Origin of the sequence: Mesorhizobium sp. L-2-11 (assembly GCF_016756595.1) — a bacterium.
In the GTDB taxonomy this organism is placed as follows: domain Bacteria; phylum Pseudomonadota; class Alphaproteobacteria; order Rhizobiales; family Rhizobiaceae; genus Mesorhizobium.
In genome coordinates this window covers 5,199,001-5,218,785 of sequence record NZ_AP023257.1, presented here as the reverse complement: position 1 = coordinate 5,218,785, position 19,785 = coordinate 5,199,001, and the positions used below count along the sequence as shown (strand labels likewise).

Below are 19,785 nucleotides of genomic sequence, written 5' to 3'. Positions count from 1 at the left end.
TGGACATCGCGCCGCCCCCAGAACGCGATCAGACCGGCTCGCAGAGCGTCGACCGGGCGCTCAGCCTTCTTTCGATGGTCGGCCGGCACGCCGACCGCGGTGTTTCGCTCTCCGATATCGTCGAGGAAAGTGGGTTGAACAAGCCGACAACACGCCGCCTGCTGCTGGCGCTGATGCGCGCGGGAATGATCGAGCAGGACGAGATGACGCGGCGCTATTATCTCGGCGAGGAGGCTTACGTGCTGGGCAGCCTCGCCTCGCGACGTTTCGGCTTGCTTCAGGTCTCGATGGAAAGTCTGCTGCGCCTTTCGAAGAAGACCGAGGATGCCAGCTTCCTCTCGGTTCGCCGCGACACATACTCGGTTTGCCTCTATCGCGAAGAGGGGACCTATCCGGTCAGGACCCACGCGCTGCAGGCCGGCTTCGAGCACCCATTGGGCGTCGGCGCCGGCTCGCTCGCCATGCTCGCCGCACTCCCCGACGAGGAAGTGGAAGCGGTGCTGGCCGCCAACGACGCGGTGCTCAAATCCGACTACCCAATGCTCCCGGTCGAGCAGATCCGGCGCGACGTCGAAACGACGCGCGCCAACGGCTATTCCCTCAATCCCGGCCGCATCGTCGCCAATTCCTGGGGCGTCGGGGTTGTGCTTCGCAGCGCCGACGCACGGCCAGTCGGCGCACTGTCGATCGCGGCGATCGACAGCCGGATGCAGCCGGCAAGACAGGTCGAACTCGTCGGATATCTCATGCACGAGGCAACGCGCGTCGAGGAACGGCTTGCCCAGATGTTCGCCTCGCGCGCGCATATCCGCGAGCACCCCATCCTAAAGCCGCGCACCAGGAGGTTGTCACAATGACGAAAGCTCAGATCGTCGGACGGGCGCATTCCGCGTTAGGAAAGTCGGAACTGGAAAACGCCGGGCAGTTGATGGCGACGGCAGCGGCGCCCACGCTTGCTGATGCCGGTGTCGTGCCCGGCGATGTCGACGCCATTTTCGTCTACGTGTCGTTGCTGGAGCGCGCCAAGTGATGACCATGGCCGCAGGCGGCGTGACGCCTTCCTCCACGCGTGTCATGAACCTCTCGCATTTCTTGACCCAGGCGGCACGCCGCAATCCGCACGATATTGGCTTCGTCTGGCGCGAGCAGCAGTGGACATGGCGTGATATGGAAGCGCGCGTCAACGCGATGGCCGCCGCTCTCCGCGACGCGTTCGGCGTGACAAAGGGCGATCGAATCCTCGTCCAGTCGGCCAATTGCAATCAGATGTTCGAATCGATGTTCGCCTGCTTCCGGCTCGGGGCCGTCTGGGTGCCGGCGAACTACCGTCAGTCGCCGGAAGAAGTCGCCTACCTCGCCAAGGCGAGCGGCGCGCGTGGCCTGATCTGCGGCGCGGGCTTCCCGGCTCATGCTGCTGCCTGCCGGCAAACAGCCCCCGGGATCGACTTCGTCCTGTCGATCGGCGCGGCCGAATTCGGCGATGACTACGACGCCGTCGCCGCCCGTTTTGCCGGCCGGACCATTGCCAGCGTCGCCGTCGATCGCGACGATCCCTGCTGGTTCTTCTTCACCTCCGGCACGACCGGCCGGCCGAAGGCCGCCGTGCTCACGCATTGCCAGATGGGCTTTGTCATCACCAATCATCTGTGCGACCTGATGCCCGCCACGACCCGCGACGACGCCTCCATCGTGGTGGCGCCGCTGTCGCATGGGGCCGGCATTCATCAACTCGTGCAGGTGGCGCACGGCGCCAAATCCATCCTCCTGCCAACCGACAAGTTCGACGTGCCGACGGTCTGGGCGCTGGTCGAAAAATGGCGGGTGACCAACGCTTTCACGGTGCCGACCATCCTCAAGATGCTCGTCGAGGACGACAGCGTCGACCGGTTCGACCATTCCTCGTTGCGCTATGTCATCTATGCCGGTGCGCCGATGTACCGCGCCGACCAGAAGCGGGCGCTCGAGAAACTCGGGCCGGTTCTGGTCCAATATTTTGGCCTGGGGGAAGTCACAGGCAACATCACTGTGCAGCCTCCTTCCTATCATTCCGTCGAGGATGGCCCGCAAGCGCGCATCGGAACCTGCGGTTTTGAGCGCACGGCCATGCAGGTCGAGATCCAGGACGACGCCGGCAACGCCGTCTCGCCGGGCGAAACCGGCGAAATCTGCGTGATCGGGCCGGCAGTCTTCGCCGGCTATTACGACAACCCGCAAGCCAACGCCGCAGCGTTCCGCAACGGCTGGTTCCGCACCGGCGATCTGGGCCACATGGCCGAGGACGGCTTCGTCTACATCACCGGCCGCTCGTCCGACATGTATATCTCAGGCGGCTCCAACATCTATCCGCGCGAGATCGAGGAGAAGATCCTGCTCCATCCCGACATCAGCGAAGCCGCCGTTCTCGGCATTCCCGATCCCGTCTGGGGCGAGGTCGGCGTCGCGGTTTGCGTCGCCCGCGCCGGCGTTGTGCACGAAACGATCGAGATTGAGCGCTGGCTGGAAGGCAAGCTCGCCCGCTACAAGATGCCCAAGCGCTTCGTGTGGTGGGAGACGATGCCCAAGTCGGCCTATGGCAAGATCGCCAAGAAGCTGATCCGCGAAGAGCTGGAGCGACGCGGCGAGTTGGGACCGTCCGAGCCGAAGCTCTCGGCATGAGGAGCAGGCGATGAACAGCAGCCATCAAAGCCGCGCCGTGGCGATCACCGGCGGCGCGTCGGGCATCGGCCTTGAGACGGCGCGCCTGCTGACCGAGCGCGGCTTCGAAGTCTTCCTCCTCGACCTCGCCGCGCCAGCGCTGGGTTCGGCCTGCGCGGATCTCGGCCTGCGCGAGGAACGCGGCATCGTCTGCAACGTCATCGACGAAGCGGCTGTCGACGATCCCATCGGCCGGATCACCGCCGCGCACAGCCTCGCCGCGGTCGTGAACTGCGCCGGCATCGCCATGGACCGGCCGACGGTCGAGACCAGCGTCGAGGATTTCCGCCGCATTGTCGACGTGAACCTCACCGGAACGTTCATCGTCTCGCGGGCTGCGGCGCGCTACTGGCTTGAACGGAAGCTGCCGGGGGCGATTGTCAATATCACCTCTGTTTCTGGTCTTTGCGGCAGCAAGGGCCGCAGCGCCTACGGCGCATCGAAGGGCGGCCAGAATCTGCTCACCCTTGTCATGGCCAACGAGCTCGGCGTCGATGGCATCCGCGTCAACGCCGTCGCACCCGGGCCGATCGAAACGCCGCTGACGCAGGCCGTCCACACCGAGGACGTTCGTCGGCAGTGGTTGGATCGCGTGCCGCAGCGCCGCTACGGCACGCCGCGCGAGATCGCCGGAGCGGTGGCTTTCCTGATTTCCGACGACGCCAGTTACATCAACGGCCAGGTCCTTGCCGTCGATGGCGGCTTCATCCATGCCGGCCTTGTCGCCTGAGATGGCTCCGATGCGCAGCATCCGCCATCCCGGTCCGATCGCGTCGGAACGTTTCGCAGCGATGCCCTGCGCCGCAGCGCCGCTGACATTGCGGCTCGAAACCGGCAGCTCGGTCAATGACGCCGTGGCGCAGGCTCTCGCGGACGCCGGGTTCGGCGGCGGCTATATCCGCCTGCGCAACGCGCGGCTTGACCCGATGCGCTACGTCATCCCCGCCGCATCACCCGATGGCACCCACGCCGCGTGGTATAGCGATACATTCGCACCGGAAGGCATGACGGTCATCGAGGATGCAGGCCTCGTCGCCGGCCGGCGCGACGAGCAGCCTTTTCTTCATTGCCATGGCATCTGGCGCACCCCCGACGGCGTGCGCCGCATGGGCCATCTCCTGCCGCTCGACTCGCATTTGGCGGAGCCGGTCGAGGTCACCGCTTGGGGCATCGAGGGCGCACTGTTCGACGTGCGCGACGACACCGAAACGAATTTTCGCCTTTTCGCGCCGATCAAGGCTCCGGTCCTGGAGCATTTTGCAGCCAAACGTCTTCGTTTGGCGTCCGACAAAATGCGTCAAAGCAAAGAATTGGAGCGCGGTTTTGGTTCCCCCAAAACGCAAAGCGCCCCAGGCGAGCGCCGCGGCCGCCGCGCAGCCATCTGCACGGTAAAGCCCAACGAGGATATCGGCCAGGCGATCGAAGCCGTCTGCCGACGGCACGGCTTTGACCACGCCTCGATCCAGGGCATCGGCAGCCTGGTCGGCGCGGATTTCGACGACGGCTCGGCTGTCTCCTCCTATGCGACGGAAGTTCTCGTCACGGACGGCGCCGTGCGCTCCGGTCGTTGCACGCTCGACATCGCGCTGGTCGGCATGGACGGTGTGATATCAGCAGGTCGCCTTCGCCGCGACGCTAACCCGGTCTGCGTGACGTTCGAACTGCTGGTTGTCGCATCCGATGAGGAACCTGCATGAGCTGAGGGCGCTGACCACGCTGTGCGCCCGTGTCCTGTCGCGGCCCCACTTGGCCGACCGTGGATCACCCGAAAGTTTCACGACCCGGTCAGAGCGGTTTTCGGATCCATTTTGCCAGGACGCCAACGATGCCTTCTCGGAACGACAGCACCGCGACGACGAAGATGATGCCCTGGCCGATCGTGACCCAGTCGCCGAACGTCGCGAGGTAGTTCTGCATCGTGACGATGACTGCGGCGCCGACGATCGGTCCGAACACCGTGCCCATGCCGCCCAACAGCGTCATCAGCACGACTTCGCCTGACATCGTCCAGTAGACGTCGGTAAGCGACGCCAACTGGAACACGATGGCCTTGGTTGCTCCGGCGACGCCGGCGAGCGCGGCCGACAGCACGAATACGGCGAGCTTGTAGCGATTGACCCGATAGCCCAGCGAGATCGCGCGCGGCTCGTTCTCGCGGATCGCCTTCAACACCTGCCCAAACGGCGAATGGATGATCCGATAGATCAGCAATATGCCGGCGAAGAAGATGGCGAGCACGAAGAAATAGAGAACTTCGCTCGAACGCAGGTCGATCAGCCCGAACAGATGGCCGCGCGGTACGGCCTGGATGCCGTCCTCGCCGCCGGTAAACGCCGCCTGCAGCGAGAAGAAATAGATCATCTGCGCAAAAGCCAGCGTCACCATGGCGAAATAGATGCCGTGACGGCGAATGGCGAGGGAGCCGATGGCGAGACCGAGCACGGCTGCCACCAGCGTGCCCGCGATAATGGCAAGTTCAGGCGTCAGGCCCCACATCTTTGCCGCATGGGCCGAGACGTAGCTCGCCATGCCGAAATAGGCTGCGTGGCCGAAGGACAGCAGACCGCCAAAGCCGAGCAACAGATTGAAGGCGCAGGCAAACAGCGCGAAGCACAGCACCTTCATGACAAAGATCGGATAGAGCAGAAACGGCGCGGCGACGAGGAAGACGAAGAGCGCGGCGAAGATCGCAAGGTGATGACGGGGCATGCCCGCGGCGCCGACCGAGGTTATGGCCGCGATGGCGATCGAGTTGGTGTCGGTTGTCATCACACACCCCGTCCAAACAGGCCCGCGGGCTTGACCAGCAGCACGAGCGCCATGATGACAAAGATCACCACGGCCGAGCCTTCCGGATAGAACACGCGGGTCAAACCCTCGATCAGCCCGAGCCCGAAGCCGGTGATGATCGAGCCCAGGATCGAGCCCATGCCGCCGATGACGACGACGGCGAAGACGACAATGATCAGGTCTGCCCCCATGTTTGGATTGACTGCGTATATCGGCGCGGCGAGCACGCCGGCGAAACCCGCGAGTGCGACGCCGAAACCATAGGTGAGCGTGACCAGCAGAGGCACGTTGATGCCGAACGCGCCGACCATGGTCGGGTTCTCGGTCGCAGCCCTAAGATAGGCGCCAAGCCTGGTCTTTTCGATGATGAACCAGGTCGCGAGGCACACGATGAGGGAAGCCGCAATCACCCAAGCGCGCGAATTGGGCAGGTACATGAAGCCGAGATTGTACCCGCCGGTCAGAAGCGGCGGCGGCGGGTACGGCAGGCCGGATACGCCAAAAAACTGGCGGAAGAAGCCGACGATGATCAGCGCCAGGCCGAAAGTGAGAAGCAGCCCATAGAGATGGTCGAGGTGATAGAGCCGCCGGATCAGCACGCGCTCAAGCACGATGCCGGTGACGCCGACGATCGGCGGGACGATGAACACAGCCCACCAGTAACCGACGCCGAGATAGTTGAGCAGCATCCAGGCGCCGAAGGCGCCCAGCATGTACTGCGCGCCATGCGTGAAATTGATGATGTTCAGGAGACCGAAGATGACCGCCAGCCCAAGGCTCAGAACCGCATAGAAGGAGCCATTGATCAGCCCGAGCAGCAATTGCCCGAACAGGACCTGTGGCGGAATTCCAAGCAGTTCGAACATGGTCGCTCCAGCTGACTTGTCGACAAAACGACGCGCCGAGCCGTTCGGCGCGTCGTTGGCGGGGCTCGCTTACTTGACGAGCGGACAGCCGCCTTCGGCGAGCGGGCGGAACGCCTTGTCGGCCGGAATGGTGGCCACCGTCTCGAAATAATCCCATGGACCCTTCGATTGGTCCGGCTTCTTGACGCGGAACAGATACATGTCGTGCAGCTTGCGCCCGTCGGCGCGGATCGTGCCCTTGCCGAACAGCGGATCATCGGTCGGCATTTCTTTCATTTTGGCCATCACCTTGGCCGCATCCTTGTCGCCGACGGCCTCGACGGCTTTAAGGTAATGCAGGACAGAAGCGTAGACTCCGGCCTCGATCATCGAAGGCTTTTGTCCGGCATTCCGCTCCTGGAAACGGGCAGAGAACTCCCGCGTTTGATCGTTCTTGTCCCAGTAGAACGCACTGGTGAGCACGAGGCCTTGCGCCACGTCGAGGCCAAGCGCATGCACGTCGTTGATGAACATCAGCAGGGCGGCGAGCGCCTGGCCACCCTGGGTGATGCCAAATTCCGACGCCTGCTTGACCGCGTTGATCGTGTCGCCGCCGGCATTGGCGAGGCCGACGACCTTGGCGCCCGACCCTTGCGCCTGCAGCAGGAAGGACGAAAAATCCTGGCCGGGGAAAGGATGACGGACGGCGCCGAGAACCTTGCCGCCCGATGCTTCGACGACCGCGGTCGTATCGCGCTCGAGCGCGTGGCCGAAGGCGTAGTCCGCTGTGACGAAGAACCAGCTATCGCCGCCCTGTGCGACCATGGCCGAGCCCGTGCCGTTGGCAAGCGCCCAAGTGTCATAGGTCCAGTGGACGGTGTTGGGCGAACAGGCTTTGCCGGTGAGGTCGGAGGAGGCCGGACCCGAAGCGAGGAAGATCTTGTTCTTCTCCTTGGTGATCTCGTTGACCGCGAGCGCCACCGACGAGGTCGGCACGTCGGCGATTACATCGACATTTTCGGTGTCGTACCACTGGCGGGCGATATTCGAGCCGACGTCCGGCTTGTTCTGATGGTCAGCGGAGACGATCGACACATTGATGCCTTTGTCCGTCGCCTTGAAGTCTTCGACCGCCATCTGGGCGGCGATGACCGAGCCTTCGCCGGCGATGTCTGCATAGATGCCGGAACGGTCATTCAGAACGCCGATCTTGACATCCGTGGCGTAGGCCGCACCGGCCATCAGCAGGCTCGCCGTTGAAGCCAGGATAAATCCGATCTTTTTCATCGCTATTTCCCTCCGATTGCGGCGCAGCGCGCCGTTGATGATTGTCTAGACGCCGAGATAGGCGTGCAGCTTGTCTATGTTGGCGTCGAGTTCGCTATTGGGGATCGTGTCGATCACACGCCCCTGTTCCACCACGTAGTGACGGTCCGCGACCAGCGCGGCGAAATGAAAATTCTGCTCGACGAGCACGATCGTGAATCCCTCGTCCTTGAGCCGGGCAATGGTGCGGCCGATCTGCTGCACGATTACCGGCGCAAGCCCTTCGGTCGGCTCGTCGAGCAGCAGGAGCTTGGCGCCCGTCCGCAAGATCCGGCCGATGGCGAGCATCTGCTGTTCGCCGCCCGAAAGTTTGGTGCCCTGGCTCGAAAGCCGTTCCTTCAGGTTCGGGAAGAGCTCGAAAATCTGCTCGACGGTGAGCCCACCAGGCCGCACCTGCGGCGGCAGCATCAAATTCTCCTCGACAGAGAGGCTGGAAAAGATCGCCCGCTCCTCGGGGCAGTAGGCGATGCCCATCTGTGCGATCAACCGCGACGGCAGCTTGATCGTCTCCCGACCGTCATAGGTGACCGAGCCCGAGCGCCTGGAAAGAATTCCCATGATCGCCTTCAGCGTCGTCGTCTTGCCGGCGCCGTTGCGGCCGAGCAGCGTCACCACTTCGCCTTCGCCAACCTCGAAACTCACGCCGTGAAGCACATGGCTCTCGCCGTACCAGCCCTGCAGGCCATCGACGCGAAGCAGGGGTCTCGTCGAGGGGCCAGCAGCCGGCCTGCTTGCAAGTTCAACTTCAGACATGTCCGGCCCCGATATAGGCTTCGATAACGCGCGGATCCTTGGAAACCGCGGCATAGTCGCCTTCGGCGAGGACTTTGCCGCGCGCGAGCACAGTGATGCGGTTCGACAGCGAGGCGACGACCGACAGATTGTGCTCAACCATCAAAATGGTGCGGTTCTTGGAGATGCGCCGGATCAGCGCCGAGATGCGCTCGATGTCTTCCTGCGCCATGCCGGCCATGGGCTCGTCGAGAAGCAGCATTTCAGGGTTCAGCGCCAGCGTCGTCGCGATTTCAAGCGCGCGCTTGCGGCCGTAGGACAGATCGCTGGCGCGGATATCTGAAAACTCGGTCAGGCCGACATCGGCGAGAAGAGCCGCACCCTCGCCATTGAACTTTGAGAGCACTGTTTCGGAGCGCCAGAAATCGAAACTGTCGCCGCGCCGGCGCTGCAGCGCGATTCGGACATTCTCGAGTGCCGTCATGTGCGGAAACACCGCCGATATCTGAAAGGAGCGCACAAGGCCCAGCCGCGCGATGTCGGCCGGCTGCATCCTGGTGATGTCGCGGCCTTGGTAGCGGATCGCGCCGCGCGTTGGCTGGAGGAATTTGGTCAGCAGGTTGAAGAGGGTCGTCTTGCCTGCGCCGTTGGGGCCGATCAGCGCGTGGACCGATCCTCGCTCCACCGTCAGGTTGACATTGTTGACAGCGACAAAGCCCCCAAATTCCTTAGTCAATCCCGCCGCTTCGAGGATCGCTCCGGCATTCATGCGCGGGAGCCCTCGCCGGTCATTGGCGCGAAAACGTGGAACCGCGCTGCGAGGCCAACCGCCCCCAGGGTGACTTCCATGGTTTCCTCCCGTGGCACTTCCGCCCGCAACAAACGACCTAATGCACATCGCGTCAAGGCCGCAATTGCCGGCACTGTGGCTCGGAGCCTTCGACCATTTCGAATTGCAATGTCGAAGCCGCGCAAACGACAGGCTTAACGGCCGCAATCCGAACCCATTCCCAATCCAAACCATCCGGCCGAGCCGTTCGAAATTCCGCCCCGGCTGATTGGGCCACCTAATTGGATGAATGCGAAAAGCTTAGCTGCGCTGGCTTGAGTTGCGGTTTTCCCGGTCTGCTGGGGTGATCTTGCCTTTCGACGCTTTCGATCCGCCGCCCCATTCCTGGGCGTTGGGCGCCGCCCTTGGCCGGTTGTTTGGCCTTGTCGCTGCCGCTTGCCCTTTTTCCCGATACAGGCCGGCCCGATACAGGCTGGTCGGCTTTCGTAGTCGAGTTTGTCTTTGTCATGTGTCACTCCTCTCGATGGCAAGGGGTTCAGCCATTATTGCCGCCTCCGGGGCGGTTAGTCCTTGCCGCGCTTTGGATCCTTGCCGGCAGCCTGGCTGCTCTTTTGCGGCTTGTCCTTCTTGTCCTGATTGCCACCGCGGTTGCCGCCGTGCTCGCCGCTCGATCCCTTGACGGCTTTTGTATCTTGAAGCTTCGTAGCCATGCTGGTTCTCCTTTTGGTCCCTGGTTGAACTCCCCTGACGCGGCGATTGTTCCCGCCGGGAACATATCGGCCCGTCGAGAGTTGGCGCAGGAGGACCGCACCGCAATGGATGCGAGGAAGGGGATTGCCGTCGGAGCTTTTTGAATGATGACCTTCGCTTTCGAGAAGTGTTGCAGATGAAAATTGCCCAGATCGCCCCCCTTACCGAAGCCGTGCCGCCGCGGACCTATGGCGGGACCGAGCGAATAGTTTCATATCTGACTGAGGAGCTTGTTCGACAGGGGCATGACGTGACCTTGTTCGCCAGCGGTGATTCACGCACCTCTGCCGAATTGGTCCCGTGTTGCGATATTGCGTTGCGCCTGAATCCAAGGATCCGGCACGACATTCCCCACCACGTGATGATGCTTGAACAGGTGCGAAGGCGGGCCGATGAATTCGACGTGCTGCATTTTCACATCGATATTCTCCACTTCCCCATAGTCCGGGACTTTGCCCAGCGAACGGTTACGACGCTTCATGGACGGCTCGACCTCCCGTACCTGGCGCAGCTTTATGCGATGTTTGATGACATTCCGCTGGTTTCGATTTCTTATGATCAACGCTGGCCCATGCCGCCTGTCCGTTGGGTCGGAACGGTATATCACGGTCTGCCTCGCGATCTTCTGCAGTTTCGCCCGAAAGCCTCGGGCTATCTCGCATTCCTCGGCCGCATCTCACCGGAAAAGGGGCCGGAAACGGCCATTGAGATCGCTGCGCGTACCGGAATGCCGCTGAAGATCGCTGCCAAGATCGACAAGGTAGATCAATCTTATTGGAAGGAGAGGGTCGAACCCCAGGTGCTTCGAAATTCGAACGTGGAATTCATCGGCGAGATCGAGGAACGGCAAAAAGCCGACTTTTTGGGGAATGCGGCAGCGCTTTTGTTCCCTATCGACTGGCCGGAACCGTTCGGACTCGTAACCATCGAGGCGATGGCCTGTGGCACGCCTGTGATAGCGTTCCGGCGCGGTGCCGTTCCGGAGGTCATCGACGACGGTGTGTCCGGGTTGATCGTCGAAACGGTAGACGAAGCTGTGGACGCGGTACGGCGGATAAACGGCCTCGATCGTGCGCAGGTGCGACGGGCTTTTGAAGAGCGATTCACAGTCGAGCGCATGTGCCGCGACTACGTGGCGATCTATGGCTCGCTCTCGGAGGACATAACGGAAGCACTTGGCTCTCAAAACGAGCGCGCTAAAAATGCCGCAATGATGACTATGTCTACCTGACCGAGCAAGGCGACGGCTCGGCTGCTCGGATCAGCGCCTGAGCCGCCTTGGTCGCTTCTGGACGGGAGGGGTTGACCATGACCACTCAACTCGAAGACCGCAAGATTGATCCAGCCGTGGCGCTGCCGGCAATCGACGAAACGGCGCCGCGCGAGCCGCATCGGCAATTCGCGTTGAAACACGAGGATTGCTTCGTCGTCGCAGACAGCTACGGCGACATACGCGGCACCGGCGACGGGCTTTTCCGTGACGACACGCGTGTTTTGTGGCGCTTCCGCCTGTTCATCGGCGGCCGGATGCCGTCGCTGCTCGGCGCCTCGCTGTCGCAGGACAATATCCTGTTCACCGCCAATCTCACCAATTTGGCCACAATTGGGCCGAATGGCAGCGAAGCCTTGCCGGGCGTCGTCCACATCGATCGGACGCGGTTCATCTGGCAGGACCGCATGTTCGAGCGCATCACCTTCACCAACTACTCCGCGCGCGAGGTGGTTCTGCCGGTCCGGCTCGACTTCGACGCCGATTTCCGTGACATGTTCGAAGTGCGCGGCACTACGCGTAGCCGCCGCGGTCGCGCCCATGACGCGCTGGTCGACGCGGCGAGCGTAACGTTCCGATATGAAGGCCTCGACAATGTGGCGCGTCAATCGGTCATCGCATTCTCGATCAGGCCCGATCAGGTGCACCCCAATCACGCCGATTTCCTTATTGTCGTGGCAAGGCGTGACAGCAGAGCATTGTACCTGGAGGTGGGCCACAGCGAAGAAATCCCCTCCAGCGACCGCTTTCGCGCCGCCGCTGCGCGAGCCCGCTTCGCCATGCGCTCAAAGCGCCGGCAGGGCGCCACCGTCTTCAGCTCCGGTCGCGTGTTCAACGACTGGCTGACACGCACGCGCGCCGACATCGCGCTACTGACGACCGATCTGGAAACCGGGCCGTACCCTTATGCCGGCATCCCCTGGTTCTCGACGGCTTTCGGCCGCGATGGCGTCATTTCCGCCTTGCAGATGCTTTGGCTCAATCCGGAACTTGCCCGCGGCGTATTGGCCTTTCTTGCTCGGTATCAGTCGACCGAGACCTCAGTGTTCGACGACGCCGAACCCGGCAAGATCATGCATGAGACCCGCAAGGGGGAGATGGCGGTGCTGCGCGAGTTGCCGTTCGGCCGCTACTATGGCGGCGTCGACACCACGCCACTCTATGTCTATCTGGCTTCGTCCTACGCCGAACGCACCGGGGACGAGGCGTTTGTCGATCATATGTGGGACTCGCTGGGCGCTGCCACTGCTTGGATGGAAGAGGTCGGAGCCCGCAACGGGGAAGGCTTTGTGACCTACAACAGGGCGGCCGACACGGGTCTGTTCAACCAGGGCTGGAAGGACAGTTCCGATGCCGTCTTCCATGCCGACGGCACCATCCCCAAAGGGCCGATCGCATTGGTCGAGGTGCAAGGTTATGCCTTCGCCGCATATCATGGGATGGCGGCGCTGGCCGCCAGGCGCGGCGACGACGCCAAGGCGGCGCACTGGAGCGCCCTGGCAGAGAGGATCCGTCAGGCCGTGGAGACGCATTTCTGGATGCCGGACCGCGATTTCTATGCTTTGGCGATCGACGGAGAAGGCAAGCAATGCGCGGTTCGCACGTCCAACGCCGGTCACCTGCTTTATGTCGGGCTGCCGTCGGCGGAACGGGCTCAGGCTGTCGCCACCCAACTGCTCTCTGCTCATCTTCATAGCGGTTGGGGCGTTCGCACGCTGGCCGACGACGAGGTCCCATTCAACCCGATGTCCTATCACAATGGCTCGATCTGGCCGCACGACACCGCGCTCTGCGCCTCCGGGCTCGCCCGCTATCACGAACGAGACAGCGTCGTGAAGCTGATGAGCGGTATGTTCGAGGCTGCGGTTCGTTTCAACATGCGGCTGCCAGAGCTGTTCTGCGGCTTTATGCGTGCGGCCAGCGATTCACCGGTGGCCTACCCGGTCGCCTGTCTGCCGCAAGCCTGGTCGGCTGGCTCCGCTTTCATGATGCTGCAGGCTTGCCTGGGCATTCGGGTTGACGGCTGGAAACGCGAGATCACCGTGGAACGCCCGCGGCTGCCTATCGGCATCGACAACATCGTTATCCGCCACCTGGCCATTGGCGAGGCGAAAGTCGATCTCATCTTCGAGCGCATTGGCGACCGTGTCGTGTGTTATCTCGACCACCGCCATGAGGGTCTGGTGCCTCTGGTGGTGCGCTCATGACGCAGGCCGGCAAGCGGCCACTGGCGTCAGCCGCTGTCGGCAGAGGGCCAGCAGCGCGCGCGCCTAATACATGTCGCGCAAAAGCATGCCCACGGGCCTGACCCGAGGGTGTGCAGCGGTTTTGCGGTCGAACCACCTCCCGGAACACAATGTCGCGGCAAACGTTGCAAAGACATCGATTGTCTTTGAGGGGTGCCATGGCGATCCGTCGAAAAGCTGAAGAAGCTGGTATTTTCGATCCGTCCGAGTTGGCGTTGCTGGCTCGAGCGTTTGAACAGCTCAGGCTTGAAGGTCAATCGACTGGTCAGCGTGAGGCGCTCGCGTCTCGGATCATTGCCAATTACATGGCCGGCGTGACCGACGAGACAGAACTGATTTCTCTATCAAGGCAGCCGTTGGGACGATAGCGCCGCCCGCCTTGCCTGGCTCGCTGCTCATGCGGGAGGGCGCGTAGCGGCTGCCGCCATAGGTAAGCTTGTTGACAGTGGCGACCGCCGCGCCCCAGAACGGTGCACTGATACTTGCGCCGATCGCCAGTGCTACCTGCCAAACCGGACGACTATCTGCTCGCCAGCGTCGCTACAAGGTCGCTGAAACTTCGACGACCTCTACCGGCATTTCGGGATTGACCCGAACCATCGCAACGGCCGGAGAGCGAATCGCCGACGGCACGTCCCGTGCGGTATCTGCGAGCGCTGGATTGAGTCGCGCCTGGATGAGCCCTCGATCCAGGGTAAGTCGCAATCTGAAGGAATGGCATACACAGCCAGCGCAGCGCAAAACCTGTTCGGCGAATCCGCCTGAAGCTCCTTCGGAGCTGGCTTTCGAGCGCAATTGATTGGTCGTGAGTTAGTTGGTCTTCAACTGGCCGACGCGGTTCTCGGCAATCCAGCGGGCGGCAAGCACCAATGCGCCCATACTGAAATCTTTGCCGTGTTTGGCCACCATTTCTTCCGACAGCTTGGCGAGCCGTTCGAAGAATTCGTCCTTGCTCTCGTCCTCGGGGGTGGGGTCGGTTTGCATTTTGTGCTCCTTTTGCATGCGGCCTGCCTTTGCTTATTTGAACATCTGTGCGGGAAAGGTGACGATCGCGACGGTGCCGTCTACTGCACCCACTGCTAGGTGGCGTCCGTCGCCGGACCAGGCAAGCACGGTCACCGCGCTGCCCAGCGGCCTGACGAGGAGTTCGTCTCGCGCGCCGATCTGGGCGATGGTGATCCGGCCGTTGGCATAGCCGGCCGCAATCAGTTTTTTCTCCGGGTGCGCAGCCACTGTCTCGATCGGAACCAGCCCGGCTCGGCCAGTCTCCAGCGCGCCCGAGGTGTCGCCGTCAAGTGGCGGAGCGGTCATCGACCAGCCGGCGAACCGGAACGCGCCCGACGCAAACAGCGCATTCTCCGGTAGACTCCAGCACACGGTCCGGACCGGCGATGGAAATCCCGCGACGATGCCGTAGCGATCATCGGTCATGCTGACCAGGGCAAAGCCGCTTGTTTCGAGCCCACAGGCCAGCCATGTGCCATCGCCACTCCAGCGGATCGACACCGGGCGCGCCGAAAAAGAAACGTCGCGTATCGGGGTGGCGTCGCCGTCGACCGCCCAGATCGATAGTCCATCATCCCGGCCACAGGCTAGGCGCTGCCCGTCTGGCGAAAAGGCAAGCGCATCCGTGGACGGTGTCGCATCGTGTCGCAGTCGTACTGCATCGCCTTGGCCACGTGCCAGGAAGACATCCTGCCCGTTGCTGACGGCTGTTATGGCCGTCCGGGGGTTGTAATCGACGGAGACGACCGGCCCGTCGATCTTGACCAGCGTCTCCATCACATTGCCGTCCGCGGCCAGATGCACCGCTTCGCCAGCCGCCGTTCCAATGAGGAAGCCGGAGGAAAGGTAGCTGGCGAGCGGGACGTCTCCATCCCCCAACGCATCGGTGGCGATCAATGGTGCCGGTGACTTCTCCCGGGGGCGGATCGTCGTCCGGCCGAGATCGCCGCTCACCCTGATCCGCGACTCCGGCGGCTCCTGATCCGCGACCGCGGCTATGGCGACCGTTCCGTCCACGCTGGTGCATGCGACAGCCAAGCCATCGGCGCTGAAGCGCAGGTCGGCGATCGCCGACGGGCGACGCCAGCTTCGCGCCAGCAGGTCGAACAAGGTCAGGTTTTGTATCGCGTGCTGGTTCATGACCATTCCCTCCGTTAGCTGCCCACCGCCGCCGCGAGGCTGCGGTCGACGTCCTCGACCTCACCCTCCGCGGCGGCGATGCGTTGCTCGCACCTCGCGCCTTCCTGCATGACCGCCGCAGCTCTCTCCTCCGCCTCATGCAAATCCTGCACCAGTTGCGCGCTGGCGCCGCTCCTGCCGATTTCGAGTTCCAAGCGCAGCACATCCATCTCGATACCGGCGCGTTTCTGATTGAGCCGCAGCGCCTCGGCAGTCAGCGCGGAGACGTTGGCGACAAGATCGAGCCGGCGGGCGAGCAACATGTCACGCCTGGTAGTTTGCCCCATCGGATCCTCCATTATTTTTCGGTCCCAGCCGTCGGTCCGGGTGGTTTTTCGAAAGCCGATAGCAATTTGGGCAATGAGCCGGCCTGCGACTGGAACTGTTTTTCGGCCGTTTCGATGTGGCTCTTGAGCTGATCCCAGATGTCGACGCGGATCATCGATGTCGTATCGCCGGTAAGGCGCTCGATCTCCTCGACGCGGAACTGCCGCGACAGCGAAACGCCGGAAAACACGAAGTCCCGCAACAGGATCGCGTGGTTCTCGATGAACAGATGGAGCATCGGATGCGTTTCCGTGGTGACGCCGCCGGCGGCAAGCTCGGCCTGGATGAAGTCCTGGAAGTGGCTCTGCAGGCGGTGTTGGCTCTCGCCCATGAAGCGCATCACAAAGACCAGATCGTGCGGCATCAGCCTGACAAGATCGCCGGTGACGTCATCGGCCTGCCTGGACATTGGCTCGGGCGGCGCCCGGCTGTCTTTATCGTTTGGCATAGTCTCTCTCCAGCGCGAGGCCCGTCCATGGGCCATCACCCCAAATAGTGGAGAAAGACGAAGAATTGAATAGATGATAGTCGTTTTTGTACTTGCTGCACTTGCTAACTAAATATATTGCAGTTGCGAATAGACGTTAAATATTACAGACGTACGTTACAACTGTAAAAGAATGTTACAGTTGATCATCTGCTCATATGCCGCAAGAGCAGCGATTTTGTTTTGAGCCCTTGCCATGGGTGCTATTTTCAAGTTGGCACGACGCTTGCTTTGCTCATTTTCACAAGAAGCCCATCGCGCTTTGACGCGGTGCCAAAAGAACGAAGGAACGGAGGAAGCAGGTCACGTCCGCTTCGATACGCCCATCGCATATGCGGTTGGCGCCGCGGCCCCTGCCAGATGCCTCGAGAACCTTTGCCACGATCCACTTGAATGGCCGGACCATGAGTCGCGCCTGAACGCGCAACCCTTTGTCGTGCCGTTCGCACTCTCACTAGCGGTGCTGTGCGCCGCTCCATGCCGGGGTCAAGGGACCTACGGCTCAAACCTGGTGGAGGCTTATGACCATGACGTCTCTGACGCTCAACAAGATCACCTCGCAACGCGGAATCTCCGTCGGCGAGGCAACCAAGAAGATTGCCGATCTCGGCTGGAATCCTTCCTACGTTCAGGAAGCGATGACGTTTCCGACGGACTACAAGATTAACAAGACACCGCGCGACCCGATGAAGCAGGTTTTGCGGTCGTACTTTCCGATGCAGGAAGAGAAGGACAACCGGGTCTACGGCGCGCTGGATGCGGCGCTGCGCGGCGACATGTTCCGCAATGTGGAACCGCGCTGGGTCGAGTGGATGAAACTGTTCCTGGCGATCATTCCCTTCCCGGAAATCTCGGCTGCCCGCTCGATGGCGATGGTCGCCCGTATCGCTCCTGGCGAGGAACTCAGGACCGGCTTCACCATGCAGATGATCGACGAGTTTCGGCACTCGACGATCCAGATGAACCTGAAGAAATGGTACATGGAGAACTACATCGATCCGGCTGGCTTCGACATCACCGAGGAAGCCTTCGGCAAATGCTACGCCACGACTATCGGCCGGCAGTTCGCGGAAGGCTTCATCACCGGCGACACCATGACTGCCGCCTGCATGTACCTGACCGTGGTGGCCGAAACCGCCTTTACCAACACGCTGTTTGTCGCCATGCCTTCGGAAGCTGCCCGCAACGGCGACTACGCGCTGCCGACCGTCTTCCTGTCGGTGCAGTCCGACGAGAGCCGGCATATCGGTAATGGCCACTCACTGCTGATGGCGGCCCTCAAGGAGCCGGAAAATCATCTGCTGCTCGAGCGCGACCTGCGCTATGCCTTCTGGCAGAACCACGCGATCGTCGATGCGGCCATTGGCACGTTCATCGAATACGGCACCACCAACCGCGATAAGAACAAGGAGTCCTACGCGGAAATGTGGCACCGCTGGATCTATGAGGATTACTACCGCACCTACATGCTGCCGCTCGAGAAATACGGCATCAAGGTCCATCACGACGACGTCCAGGCGGCCTGGGAACGCATCACCAAGAAGAACTATGTCCACAAGGTCGGACAGTTCTTCGCGGTTGGCTGGCCGGTCAATTTCTGGCGCATCGAAGCTCAGACCGATAAGGACTTCGAGTGGTTCGAGCACAAATATCCGGGCTGGTACGCCGAATTCGGCGACTTCTGGAAATGGTACGCCAAGCTCAGCCACAAGGGCGAGAAGGTGCTGCTGTTCAACAACGACGTCGGTTACGTCTATCCGCATCGCTGCTGGTCCTGCCTCGTACCTTGCCTGATCCGCGAGGATATGGTGGTCGGCGAGATCGACGGCCAGTTGCACACCTTCGCCCATGAACTCGACAAGTGGACTGCCACCGTGGCGTTCGCCGACGAATATCAGGGCCGTTCGACGCCCGCGATGGGCCGCTTCAGCGGCAAGCGCGAATGGGAGACGCTCTATGACGGCTGGGATCTGGCCGATGCCATCAAGGACCTGAACTTCGTCCGCTCCGACGGCAAGACGCTTGTTCCGCAGCCACATATGCGTTTCGACGACAAGGAGATGTGGACGCTGGACGACGTGCGAGGCAACAAGCTCGGGTCGCCGCTCAACGCGCTGCGTGCCATGTCACCCGCGGACCGCGAGAAGCACCTGGCGGAATACCGGGCCGGCTTCACGATCAAACCCTGCAACTGATCAGGCCAAATGGGGCGGGTTCGTCCCGCCCCTTCCTTTCACTGGAGGTCCGTATGTCGGAAACCCACACGGTCAGGCTCAGCCCGGTCGGCGTCGAATTTGATGTCGAAAATGGCGAAACGGTACTCAACGCCGCTTTCCGCCAGGGCATCGCGCTGCCGCACGGTTGCAAGGAAGGGCAATGCTCCGCCTGCAAAAGCGTGTTGCTCGAAGGCGAAGTCGACATGCTCAAATATTCGACCTTCGCACTGAACGACATGGAGAAGGAGAGCGGCCACGTCCTTTTATGCCGCTGCATCGCCTACTCCGATCTGGAAGTCGAGCTTCTCAACTACGACGAGGAGATTTTGGCGAAAGCGATCGCCGTGAAGACGTTCAAGGGCCGGATTGCTCGGATCGAGCACCTGACCCACGACATTCGCGGCATCGAGATCGAACTCGGCTCGCCGATAAAGTTCTGGGCGGGGCAATATGTCGACATCACGGTTACCACGCAAAAAGGGGAGACGATTACGCGCTCGTTCTCCATGGCAAATACGCCGGACCAAACCGAAAAACTCTGCTTCATCATCAAAAAATACCCTGACGGAAAGTTCTCTGGAGAACTCGATTCCGGAGGAATCAAGGTTGGAGCCGAAATCACCGTCGTCGGACCCTACGGAACCTGTTTCCGTCGGGAAGAACGGCAAGGACCCCTAGTCCTGGTCGGCGCCGGCTCGGGCATGTCGCCGATCTGGTCGATCCTCAACGACCATCTGAAGAGCGGCGAGAAACGTCCGGTCTATTTCTTCTACGGTGCCAGGACCCGCAACGACCTGTTCTATCTCGACAGGATCGCCGAGCTGATCGGCCAGCATTCGGATGTCACTTTCATTCCCGTGCTGTCGCACGCGACTGATGACGCCGAATGGGAAGGCGAACGCGGTTTCCTACACCAGAGTGTCGACGCCAAGCTCAAGCAACTGGCGGTCGACGGGCAGGGCGATGTTCATGCCTGCGGCCCGCCGCCGATGATCGATGCGCTTCAGCCGGTTCTGTTCATGAACGGGTTCGAGACGGAGCGGATCTTCTTCGACAAGTTCACAACATCGGCAGGTGCAACGCCGGCCCACTGAGAGGGCCGCCACGCAACTGCGACCACAACTGCAA

The 19,785-nt window shown here is 61.9% G+C and carries 20 protein-coding genes; 10 read left to right on the top strand and 10 right to left on the bottom strand.

The genetic code is table 11. The annotated features are described in order from the left end of the window. Positions 1-5: 5 nt before the first annotated feature. From JG739_RS24975 to JG739_RS24955, 5 genes are read left to right on the top strand one after another with little or no spacing between them, the layout of a single operon-like run. A complete protein-coding gene (locus JG739_RS24975; protein ID WP_244749980.1) occupies positions 6-857 on the top strand; it encodes an IclR family transcriptional regulator in 852 nt (283 codons plus the stop codon). Beyond that, positions 854-1,030, top strand: a complete 177-nt coding sequence (locus JG739_RS24970; RefSeq protein ID WP_202363841.1) for a hypothetical protein — start codon at positions 854-856, stop codon at positions 1,028-1,030. Before JG739_RS24975 ends, JG739_RS24970 begins: the two co-directional genes overlap by 4 nt. Next, the gene (locus JG739_RS24965) at positions 1,030-2,655 is read left to right on the top strand and encodes an acyl-CoA synthetase (RefSeq protein ID WP_202363840.1); all 1,626 of its coding nucleotides are present in this window, start codon (positions 1,030-1,032) and stop codon (positions 2,653-2,655) included. Before JG739_RS24970 ends, JG739_RS24965 begins: the two co-directional genes overlap by 1 nt. Positions 2,656-2,665: 10 nt before the next feature. Continuing rightward, positions 2,666-3,424 (top strand): SDR family NAD(P)-dependent oxidoreductase, encoded by a 759-nt coding sequence (locus JG739_RS24960; protein WP_202363839.1) that lies wholly within the window; start codon positions 2,666-2,668, stop codon positions 3,422-3,424. Positions 3,425-3,434: 10 nt separating this feature from the next. Continuing rightward, a complete protein-coding gene (locus tag JG739_RS24955; protein WP_244749561.1) occupies positions 3,435-4,391 on the top strand; it encodes a PCC domain-containing protein in 957 nt (318 codons plus the stop codon). 88 nt (positions 4,392-4,479) lie between these two features. On the opposite strand, the gene JG739_RS24950 is transcribed toward JG739_RS24955, so the two are convergent. From JG739_RS24950 to JG739_RS24925, 6 genes are all read right to left on the bottom strand, one after another. Beyond that, on the bottom strand, positions 4,480-5,463 hold the full coding sequence (locus JG739_RS24950; RefSeq protein ID WP_202363838.1) for a branched-chain amino acid ABC transporter permease: 984 nt from the start codon (positions 5,461-5,463) through the stop codon (positions 4,480-4,482). Next, positions 5,463-6,350, bottom strand: a complete 888-nt coding sequence (locus tag JG739_RS24945) for a branched-chain amino acid ABC transporter permease (protein WP_202363837.1) — start codon at positions 6,348-6,350, stop codon at positions 5,463-5,465. The genes JG739_RS24950 and JG739_RS24945 overlap by 1 nt, the downstream gene beginning before the upstream one ends. 69 nt (positions 6,351-6,419) lie before the next feature. Further along, a complete protein-coding gene (locus JG739_RS24940) occupies positions 6,420-7,616 on the bottom strand; it encodes an ABC transporter substrate-binding protein (protein WP_202363836.1) in 1,197 nt (398 codons plus the stop codon). Positions 7,617-7,661: 45 nt separating this feature from the next. Continuing rightward, on the bottom strand, positions 7,662-8,408 hold the full coding sequence (locus tag JG739_RS24935) for an ABC transporter ATP-binding protein (RefSeq protein WP_202363835.1): 747 nt from the start codon (positions 8,406-8,408) through the stop codon (positions 7,662-7,664). After that, on the bottom strand, positions 8,401-9,156 hold the full coding sequence (locus JG739_RS24930) for an ABC transporter ATP-binding protein (RefSeq protein WP_202363834.1): 756 nt from the start codon (positions 9,154-9,156) through the stop codon (positions 8,401-8,403). Before JG739_RS24930 ends, JG739_RS24935 begins: the two co-directional genes overlap by 8 nt. Positions 9,157-9,740: 584 nt before the next feature. After that, entirely contained in the window at positions 9,741-9,887 is a 147-nt protein-coding gene (locus JG739_RS24925; RefSeq protein ID WP_202363833.1) for a hypothetical protein, read from the bottom strand. A gap of 176 nt (positions 9,888-10,063) precedes the next feature. On the opposite strand from JG739_RS24925, the gene JG739_RS24920 reads away from it, so the two are divergent. From JG739_RS24920 to JG739_RS24910, 3 genes are all read left to right on the top strand, one after another. Continuing rightward, entirely contained in the window at positions 10,064-11,158 is a 1,095-nt protein-coding gene (locus tag JG739_RS24920) for a glycosyltransferase family 4 protein (RefSeq protein ID WP_202363832.1), read from the top strand. A gap of 77 nt (positions 11,159-11,235) precedes the next feature. Then, positions 11,236-13,404, top strand: a complete 2,169-nt coding sequence (locus tag JG739_RS24915; RefSeq protein ID WP_202363831.1) for an amylo-alpha-1,6-glucosidase — start codon at positions 11,236-11,238, stop codon at positions 13,402-13,404. 197 nt (positions 13,405-13,601) lie between these two features. Beyond that, on the top strand, positions 13,602-13,811 hold the full coding sequence (locus JG739_RS24910) for a hypothetical protein (protein ID WP_202363830.1): 210 nt from the start codon (positions 13,602-13,604) through the stop codon (positions 13,809-13,811). A 442-nt stretch (positions 13,812-14,253) separates the two neighbouring features. Here the strand turns inward: JG739_RS24910 and JG739_RS24905 are convergent, their stop codons facing one another. From JG739_RS24905 to JG739_RS24890, 4 genes are read right to left on the bottom strand one after another with little or no spacing between them, the layout of a single operon-like run. Beyond that, positions 14,254-14,427 (bottom strand): hypothetical protein, encoded by a 174-nt coding sequence (locus tag JG739_RS24905; RefSeq protein WP_202363829.1) that lies wholly within the window; start codon positions 14,425-14,427, stop codon positions 14,254-14,256. 33 nt (positions 14,428-14,460) lie between these two features. After that, positions 14,461-15,588, bottom strand: a complete 1,128-nt coding sequence (locus JG739_RS24900) for a WD40 repeat domain-containing protein (RefSeq protein WP_202363828.1) — start codon at positions 15,586-15,588, stop codon at positions 14,461-14,463. 14 nt (positions 15,589-15,602) lie between these two features. Beyond that, entirely contained in the window at positions 15,603-15,890 is a 288-nt protein-coding gene (locus JG739_RS24895) for a hypothetical protein (protein ID WP_202363827.1), read from the bottom strand. A 35-nt stretch (positions 15,891-15,925) separates the two neighbouring features. Then, the gene (locus JG739_RS24890) at positions 15,926-16,402 is read right to left on the bottom strand and encodes a hypothetical protein (RefSeq protein WP_202363826.1); all 477 of its coding nucleotides are present in this window, start codon (positions 16,400-16,402) and stop codon (positions 15,926-15,928) included. Between the two features lie 560 nt (positions 16,403-16,962). Here JG739_RS24890 and JG739_RS24885 point away from each other — a divergent pair. Both JG739_RS24885 and JG739_RS24880 read left to right on the top strand, forming a co-directional pair. Beyond that, on the top strand, positions 16,963-18,636 hold the full coding sequence (locus tag JG739_RS24885) for an aromatic/alkene/methane monooxygenase hydroxylase/oxygenase subunit alpha (protein WP_202363825.1): 1,674 nt from the start codon (positions 16,963-16,965) through the stop codon (positions 18,634-18,636). Positions 18,637-18,689: 53 nt separating this feature from the next. Beyond that, on the top strand, positions 18,690-19,751 hold the full coding sequence (locus JG739_RS24880) for an NADH:ubiquinone reductase (Na(+)-transporting) subunit F (RefSeq protein ID WP_202363824.1): 1,062 nt from the start codon (positions 18,690-18,692) through the stop codon (positions 19,749-19,751). Positions 19,752-19,785: the final 34 nt, after the last annotated feature.

What these genes read in the sequence shown, in the direction of transcription:
- JG739_RS24970 (WP_202363841.1), top strand. Translation starts at nt 854, where the DNA reads ATGACGAAAGCTCAGATCGTCGGACGGGCGCATTCCGCGTTAGGAAAG.
- JG739_RS24965 (WP_202363840.1), top strand. Translation starts at nt 1,030, where the DNA reads ATGACCATGGCCGCAGGCGGCGTGACGCCTTCCTCCACGCGTGTCATG.
- JG739_RS24960 (WP_202363839.1), top strand. Translation starts at nt 2,666, where the DNA reads ATGAACAGCAGCCATCAAAGCCGCGCCGTGGCGATCACCGGCGGCGCG.
- JG739_RS24955 (WP_244749561.1), top strand. Translation starts at nt 3,435, where the DNA reads ATGCGCAGCATCCGCCATCCCGGTCCGATCGCGTCGGAACGTTTCGCA.
- JG739_RS24950 (WP_202363838.1), bottom strand. Translation starts at nt 5,463, where the DNA reads ATGACAACCGACACCAACTCGATCGCCATCGCGGCCATAACCTCGGTC.
- JG739_RS24945 (WP_202363837.1), bottom strand. Translation starts at nt 6,350, where the DNA reads ATGTTCGAACTGCTTGGAATTCCGCCACAGGTCCTGTTCGGGCAATTG.
- JG739_RS24940 (WP_202363836.1), bottom strand. Translation starts at nt 7,616, where the DNA reads ATGAAAAAGATCGGATTTATCCTGGCTTCAACGGCGAGCCTGCTGATG.
- JG739_RS24935 (WP_202363835.1), bottom strand. Translation starts at nt 8,408, where the DNA reads ATGTCTGAAGTTGAACTTGCAAGCAGGCCGGCTGCTGGCCCCTCGACG.
- JG739_RS24930 (WP_202363834.1), bottom strand. Translation starts at nt 9,156, where the DNA reads ATGAATGCCGGAGCGATCCTCGAAGCGGCGGGATTGACTAAGGAATTT.
- JG739_RS24925 (WP_202363833.1), bottom strand. Translation starts at nt 9,887, where the DNA reads ATGGCTACGAAGCTTCAAGATACAAAAGCCGTCAAGGGATCGAGCGGC.
- JG739_RS24920 (WP_202363832.1), top strand. Translation starts at nt 10,064, where the DNA reads ATGAAAATTGCCCAGATCGCCCCCCTTACCGAAGCCGTGCCGCCGCGG.
- JG739_RS24915 (WP_202363831.1), top strand. Translation starts at nt 11,236, where the DNA reads ATGACCACTCAACTCGAAGACCGCAAGATTGATCCAGCCGTGGCGCTG.
- JG739_RS24910 (WP_202363830.1), top strand. Translation starts at nt 13,602, where the DNA reads ATGGCGATCCGTCGAAAAGCTGAAGAAGCTGGTATTTTCGATCCGTCC.
- JG739_RS24905 (WP_202363829.1), bottom strand. Translation starts at nt 14,427, where the DNA reads ATGCAAACCGACCCCACCCCCGAGGACGAGAGCAAGGACGAATTCTTC.
- JG739_RS24900 (WP_202363828.1), bottom strand. Translation starts at nt 15,588, where the DNA reads ATGAACCAGCACGCGATACAAAACCTGACCTTGTTCGACCTGCTGGCG.
- JG739_RS24895 (WP_202363827.1), bottom strand. Translation starts at nt 15,890, where the DNA reads ATGTTGCTCGCCCGCCGGCTCGATCTTGTCGCCAACGTCTCCGCGCTG.
- JG739_RS24890 (WP_202363826.1), bottom strand. Translation starts at nt 16,402, where the DNA reads ATGCCAAACGATAAAGACAGCCGGGCGCCGCCCGAGCCAATGTCCAGG.
- JG739_RS24885 (WP_202363825.1), top strand. Translation starts at nt 16,963, where the DNA reads ATGACCATGACGTCTCTGACGCTCAACAAGATCACCTCGCAACGCGGA.
- JG739_RS24880 (WP_202363824.1), top strand. Translation starts at nt 18,690, where the DNA reads ATGTCGGAAACCCACACGGTCAGGCTCAGCCCGGTCGGCGTCGAATTT.